The organism is Rhodococcus sp. NPDC058639, assembly GCF_042717545.1.
GTDB lineage: Bacteria > Actinomycetota > Actinomycetes > Mycobacteriales > Mycobacteriaceae > Rhodococcus.
The window spans coordinates 151,248-157,421 of the sequence record NZ_JBHXRF010000005.1 but is presented as its reverse complement, the minus strand read 5'-3'; the positions used below and the strand labels follow the sequence as shown (position 1 = coordinate 157,421).

The following is a 6,174-nucleotide window of genomic DNA, read 5'->3' as shown; positions in this document are numbered from 1 at the left end:
CGAACCGGCCCTGGCGTCGTATCCGACATTGGGTAGCATCGGAGCGATTCGAAAGGCGCCGGGGAGAGCACAATGCGGCTGGCGCGAACAACTGTCGAAGGCGGCTCATGAGTTCGGTTCTCGGTGTAACCGTGGGGGAAAGCGCCGTCCGGATCGTGCGTCCGGTGGATCGGACCGCACCCTCCGCGGGTTTTCAATTCCAGGTCGTGGAGACAGGTAAGGACGATCCGGCGCGACTTGCGGCGAGCACGCTCGGCGTGCTGTTCCAGGCAGGCGTGGCGGGCGATCCGATCGAGACCGTCGGGCTCGTCTACCGCGATCAGGCACAGGCCGAACGCCTGCGTGCCGCGCTGTCCGCCGAGAAGCTCGACCGCTTCACTCTCGTATCCGAGCCCGAAGCGGCCTTGACCTATCTGCAGGCGACCGGCGAACTGGGCAGCAACACCGCGGTCTTCTACGACCTCGGCGACGCGGGCCTGACGGTCACCGTGGTCGACCTGCGCGCCGGCCAGGTCCTCGCCGAACGGACCGACTCGATCGGTGGCCGTGTCTTCGACAACGCCATCCGCGAACACGCGCTCGATACCAACGGCGTCTGGCGTCCCGACGACCCGAGCACCGACAACGAACTGTCGGCGCAGTGCCGGCAGGCGAAAGAGAAGCTCTCCGAGAGCGATACCGTGGCGGTGCCCGGGGCGGCCGGTGTGGTGTTCCTGTCGCGCGATACCTTCGACCCGCTGATCTCCCAGTGCGTCGAGTCGTCGGCGCAGTTCGTGCACAACGTCATCGCTCGCTCGAACCGCAATCCCGAGGCCGTGGTGCTGCTCGGGGGCGGCGCGCACGTGCCGCTGGTCCAGGAAGTGCTGCGGTCGTGGCTGAAGCTTCCGCTGGTCGTGCCGCACGAACCCGAACTCGTCCTGGCCAAGGGCGGTGCGATTGTCGCTGCGCGGCCGCCGTCGTCGCAGCCGATCAGTCCGCTCACCCGAATCGTGCCTCCGCGTCCCGCGCCGGTCAGCGAAGACACCGACCGCATTCCGGTGGTGAAGGCGGCGGTGTCCTCTCCACCGCCGGAGAAGGCTGCGGAGAAGGCGAACGACGACGCGAAGCCGTGGTGGGCTGCGCTGTCGTGGCGGGGACCTTCCGTCAGCGGCAAGCAGATCTCCGGTGCCGGACTGGCCGGGTCGGCGCTGGCCGTCGTTGCGGTGATCGGTATCGCCTTGAGCGCGGGGAACTCCGTTTTCGGGGCGCCCGCAGACGGGCGCGGGACGAGTCCTACGCAGTCGTTCGATCAGCCGACGACGTCCTCGACGCTGCCGCGGCCTGCGCCCGCTGTGTCACCGTCGACGGTCGCTCCCACGACCACCACCGAGTCGCCCACGACCACCTACGCGCCGCGACCGGTACCGCCGCCTCCGGCGCCGGAACCGACTCCGGAACCGCAGATCCCGGGCCTGAACATTCCGGTCCCGACGTTGCCGCCGCTCCCGACGATCGAACTGCCCCGGCTACCGGAACTCCGCGTACCCGGTCTGTGACCTACCGGCCCGGCTCCCCGCTCCCGTTGGGGCGGGAGTGCCGGCCGGGCGCGACCGGCGGGCTTCCGGCCCGCGACAGCACGGCGGCGATCGCTGTGGTGAGCGGAACCGAGAGCGCCAGTGCGATACCGCCCACGCATGCGCGCACGATCTCGACGGCCACCGCGTCACCGGTGACCACGTCGGAGATCGACCGGCCCGCGACGGAGAAGAGCAGCAGCAGCGGCAGCGCGCCACCCGCGTAGGCGAGCACGAGCGTGTAGACGGTGCTGGCGATGTGGTCGCGGCCGACCCGCATCGCGGACGTGAAGATCTCCCGGCGCGACGCGCGCGGATCCAGGGATGCCAGTTCGAATGCCGACGACGCCTGCGTGATCGTGACGTCGTTGAGCACACCGAGCGAGCCGATGATGAACCCTGCCAGCAGCAGTCCGCTGATCGACACGGTGCCGATGTACATCTGGACGTCGGTGTTCTGTTCTTCGGACAGACCCGTCAGGTGGGTCATCCGGATCGCGACGTACGAGAGCAATGCGGCGAGGACCATCGAGGCGAGGGTGCCGAGCAACGCCGAACTGGTCCGCAGATTGACCCCGTGGGCGAGATACAGCACGGCGTAGAGGATCAGCGCTCCGCCGACCAGCGCGACGGGGACGGCCGGTTTTCCGTCGAGGAGCGCCGGGAGCATGAACATCACGAGAACAGCGAAGGCGACGCCGAGGCCGATGAGCGCCCGCAGGCCGCGCCAGCGGGCGACGGCGACGATGACGATCGCGAACGCCGCGATGACCAGGGCCAGTGGCAGGCCGCGCGCGAAGTCGTAGAACGAGTACTGGGTGGCACCGGTGGGGTCGGTCTGGCGGACGATCCGGATGTCGTCGCCGGTGCTCAATTCGGGCTGCCCGGGGCCGGGGACCACCTCGAGCAAGGTGGAGGCGCCGGCGTTGGGCCCGGACTCGATCGCGATGATGCTGCGCTCGCACTCGTAGGCGCCGCCCGCGGGCGGGGGCAGCGGGTCGCCGGGGAACACGCGCCCGGACGACGGGCTACCGCACGCGCCCGGACCTTGCTCCACCACTGTTCCGGCTTCGGTGACCACTGCGTCACCGCCGGTGGTCTGGAACGGGGCCGGGACGTCGATGGATTGACTGCTCGGCCAGAGCAGCACCGTTCCGAGGAGGACGACGGCGCCGATGGCCACCAGCAATCCGATGACGATCTTCGCGGCGAGCGGGCCCAGTGGTGCGGGTCCGTCGAAGTGGCCGTGTCCGTGTCCGTGACTCACGGCCACAGGCTAACCACCCACCGGGCGACACGCGCAGGCGGTGGCCGATCACGAGGTAAGAGAAGACAGGTGGGCTGGGGGTGGCGGGGAGCAGGGGGGTGTCCCCGCCACCGTCACCTGACCTCGCACAGGGGGGATGGCGTCGGTCAGGGAGCCCGGCACTGAGTGCCGAAATCCAAGCTACTTGCTTTTCGGGGCTCGCGGGGACCGCGATTCTGTGGCGCTCCTCACGAATCGGACGGACCGTCCAGGTCCGCGCAGCACCCGAGAGCTTGAACAGGGACTTTCGCCTCTAGCGCCCGCGCGTCACCGTTCCACAACGATCGTTGTCACGGGTCCGGACGCGGCGTGCCGCTACTGCTTGTAGCTCGAGAGGAAGTTGCCGATCCTCTCGATCGCAACGGAAAGGTCCCGGGCCCACGGCAGTGTGACGATGCGGAAGTGGTCGGGGGCGGGCCAGTTGAAGCCCGTGCCCTGCGTGACCAGGATGCGCTCCTGCAACAGCAGATCCTGGACCAGCTGCTCGTCGTCGTGGATGTCGTACACCTCGGGGTCGAGGCGGGGGAACGCGTACAGCGCGCCGCGCGGCTTGACGCAGCTCACGCCCGGAATCGCGTTCAGGCGCTCCCATGCGACGTCCCGCTGTTCGAGCAGGCGCCCGCCGGGCAGCACCAGATCGTCGATGCTCTGGTAGCCGCCGAGGGCCACCTGGATGGCGTGCTGGGCCGGGACGTTCGGGCACAGACGAGTGGACGCGAGCAGATCGATGCCCTCGAGGAATCCGGCGGCGTGGTCCTTCGGGCCGGTGATGACCATCCAGCCCGACCGGTAGCCGGCGACGCGGTACGCCTTCGACAATCCGTTGTACGTGATGCACAGCAGGTCGGGGGCGAGCGTCGCCAGGGAGACGTGCTTGGCGTCGTCGTAGAGGATCTTGTCGTAGATCTCGTCGGCGAGCAGCAGTAGCTGGTGCTTGCGTGCCAGGCGCACGATCTGCTCGAGCACCTCGCGGGAGTACACCGCGCCGGTGGGGTTGTTCGGGTTGATCACCACGATCGCCTTGGTGCGCTCGGTGATCTTCGACTCGATGTCCTCGATGTCGGGGTTCCAGCCGTTGGTCTCGTCGCACAGGTAGTGGACGGGTGTTCCGCCGCCGAGCGACGTCATCGCAGTCCACAGGGGGTAGTCCGGTGCAGGGATGAGCACTTCGTCGCCGTCGTCGAGCAGCGCCTGCATCGTCATGGTGATGAGTTCGGAAACGCCGTTGCCGAGGTAGACGTCGTTGATGTCGAACTTGGGGAAGCCCGGGACCAACTCGTAGCGCGTGACGATCGCGCGCCGGGCCGGCGCGATGCCCTTGGACTCCGAGTACCCCTGGGCATGCGGAAGCGACCCGATCATGTCCTGCACGATCGTGTCCGGCGCCTCGAACCCGAAGGGTGCGGGGTTGCCGATGTTGAGCTTGAGGATGCGATTGCCCTCCGCTTCGAGCCGTGCCGCGTGCGCGTGCACCGGTCCGCGGATCTCGTACAGCACGTTCTGGAGCTTGGACGACTGCTCCAGACGGCGGCTCATGCGGTGGTGGAGCTGGCCCTGTTCCTCGTTAGTCACGGCTCTATGGTGCCACCGCCCCGCAAACCGATTTCATCCGCATTTTCCCGACACGCAAAATTTAGGCGGGATCTACCGCGACGAATGTCCGGATCAGTGCGATGATTGGGATTCCAGCAAGGCCGCACGTCGGGGTGACGTGCGGGAAGATTAGGAGCAAGTGGTATGGCGCAGGGCACTGTCAAGTGGTTCAACGCAGAAAAAGGCTTCGGATTCATCGAGCAGGACGGCGGGGGCGCGGACGTTTTCGTTCATTACTCCGAGATCCAGGGTTCGGGATTCAAGTCGCTCGACGAGGGAGCACGCGTCGAGTTCGAAATCGGCCAGGGTCAGAAGGGCCCGCAGGCCCAGGGTGTGCGCCCTATCTGAAGCGCATCTCTGCTGACCGAGCGACGGCGTCGCATCTCAGGGTGCGGCGCCGTCGCCGTGTCTGCTCCAGGTGCCGATCCGGGTCTCACCGCAAACGGGACCCCATGGATACTGTGTAGCCGATCCAGCGCGCGACCCGCGTTGTGGTCGGGGGGGATTCGATCAGCCGTCGGAGACGGAACCGATGTGAGGTGGGAATGAGCGTGGGGGGCGACACCGAGCGCGCAAGCTCGGGTGCGCGATGGCGGGATCCGAAGCGTTACCTCTGGTTGTACGGACTGGCGATCCCGTTGAGCCCGTTTCTCGCCTACGTCCTGGTGCAGCACTTCCGCCTCGGGGTGTTCTGGGCGACCGGCGCCATCATCATCGCGGTGATCTGCCCACTGATCGACGCGCTTGCCAAGGTCGACACCAGCAACCCGCCCGACGCGGCGATGAAACCCCTCGAGAACGACCGGTACTACCGGTACTGCACGTACCTCTACCTGCCGCTGCAGTACGCCGGGTTCGTCTTCGGCTGCTGGCTCTGGGTATCGCAGCCCATGGGCGGTGCTGAGAAGTTCGCCCTGGCCGCGACCTTGGGCATCGTCGGCGGAGTCGGCATCAACGCAGCGCACGAGCTCGGGCACAAGCGCACGTCGATCGAACGAACCCTTGCGAAAGTGGCGCTCGCCCAATCTTTCTACGGCCACTTCTACGTCGAGCACAATCACGGGCACCACATCAGGGTTGCCACACCGGAGGATCCGGCGACCGCACGCTTCGGCGAAGGGTACTGGCGATTCCTGCCGCGTTCGGTGTTCGGCAGCCTCGGTTCGGCGGTGCGGTACGAGAACGCGCGGCTGAAGCGACGTGGCCTCTCGTGGTGGAATGTGCGGCACAACAACGTGCTCGGTGCCTGGCTGATGAGCACGGTGCTGTACGCGGCGCTCATCGCGGTCTTCGGCTGGTCGATCGCACCGTGGCTGGTCGTGCAGGCCGCCCTGGCCATCATGTTTCTCGAAGGCGCGAACTACATCGAGCACTACGGGTTGCTGCGGCGGAGCCGTCCCGGCGGCGGGTACGAACGGGTTGCTCCGGAGCACAGCTGGAACAGCAATCATGTCTGCTCGAACGTCTTCCTCTACAACCTCCAGCGGCACAGCGACCATCACGCGAACCCGCTGCGGCGCTATCAGACGCTGCGCTCCATGCCCGACGCGCCCCAACTTCCCGCCGGATACGCGGTCCTGATTTTGCTGTCCCTGGTCCCGCCGCTCTGGCGACGGATCATGGATCATAGGTTGCTGGAGCACTACGGCCGGGATTTGTCACGCATCAACATCCACCCCCCGAAGCGAGATTTGCTCCTTGCCAGATTCTCCGACTGACGCG

5 protein-coding genes are annotated in these 6,174 nt (G+C 67.1%); 3 read left to right on the top strand and 2 right to left on the bottom strand.

Annotated features, from left to right (window positions below; genetic code table 11):
• The first annotated feature begins 107 nt into the window (after positions 1-107).
• Complete coding sequence (locus ACFWU2_RS11565) at positions 108-1,535, top strand: Hsp70 family protein (protein WP_378605583.1); 1,428 nt, start codon at positions 108-110, stop codon at positions 1,533-1,535.
• Between the two features lies 1 nt (position 1,536).
• Here the strand turns inward: ACFWU2_RS11565 and ACFWU2_RS11560 are convergent, their stop codons facing one another.
• Both ACFWU2_RS11560 and ACFWU2_RS11555 read right to left on the bottom strand, forming a co-directional pair.
• Positions 1,537-2,820, bottom strand: a complete 1,284-nt coding sequence (locus ACFWU2_RS11560; protein WP_378605580.1) for a YibE/F family protein — start codon at positions 2,818-2,820, stop codon at positions 1,537-1,539.
• A gap of 354 nt (positions 2,821-3,174) precedes the next feature.
• Positions 3,175-4,395: a pyridoxal phosphate-dependent aminotransferase gene (locus ACFWU2_RS11555; RefSeq protein ID WP_296550560.1), complete on the bottom strand. Its 1,221-nt coding sequence runs from the start codon at positions 4,393-4,395 to the stop codon at positions 3,175-3,177.
• A 201-nt stretch (positions 4,396-4,596) separates the two neighbouring features.
• Here ACFWU2_RS11555 and ACFWU2_RS11550 point away from each other — a divergent pair, with 201 nt between their 5' ends.
• Both ACFWU2_RS11550 and ACFWU2_RS11545 read left to right on the top strand, forming a co-directional pair.
• On the top strand, positions 4,597-4,800 hold the full coding sequence (locus ACFWU2_RS11550; protein ID WP_378605577.1) for a cold-shock protein: 204 nt from the start codon (positions 4,597-4,599) through the stop codon (positions 4,798-4,800).
• A gap of 197 nt (positions 4,801-4,997) precedes the next feature.
• Entirely contained in the window at positions 4,998-6,170 is a 1,173-nt protein-coding gene (locus tag ACFWU2_RS11545; protein ID WP_378605574.1) for an alkane 1-monooxygenase, read from the top strand.
• Positions 6,171-6,174: the final 4 nt, after the last annotated feature.

Bases quoted from the DNA above. Each gene is read 5' to 3' on its own strand.
- ACFWU2_RS11565 (WP_378605583.1), top strand. From the start codon at position 108: ATGAGTTCGGTTCTCGGTGTAACCGTGGGGGAAAGCGCCGTCCGGATC.
- ACFWU2_RS11555 (WP_296550560.1), bottom strand. From the start codon at position 4,395: ATGAGCCGCCGTCTGGAGCAGTCGTCCAAGCTCCAGAACGTGCTGTAC.
- ACFWU2_RS11550 (WP_378605577.1), top strand. From the start codon at position 4,597: ATGGCGCAGGGCACTGTCAAGTGGTTCAACGCAGAAAAAGGCTTCGGA.
- ACFWU2_RS11545 (WP_378605574.1), top strand. From the start codon at position 4,998: ATGAGCGTGGGGGGCGACACCGAGCGCGCAAGCTCGGGTGCGCGATGG.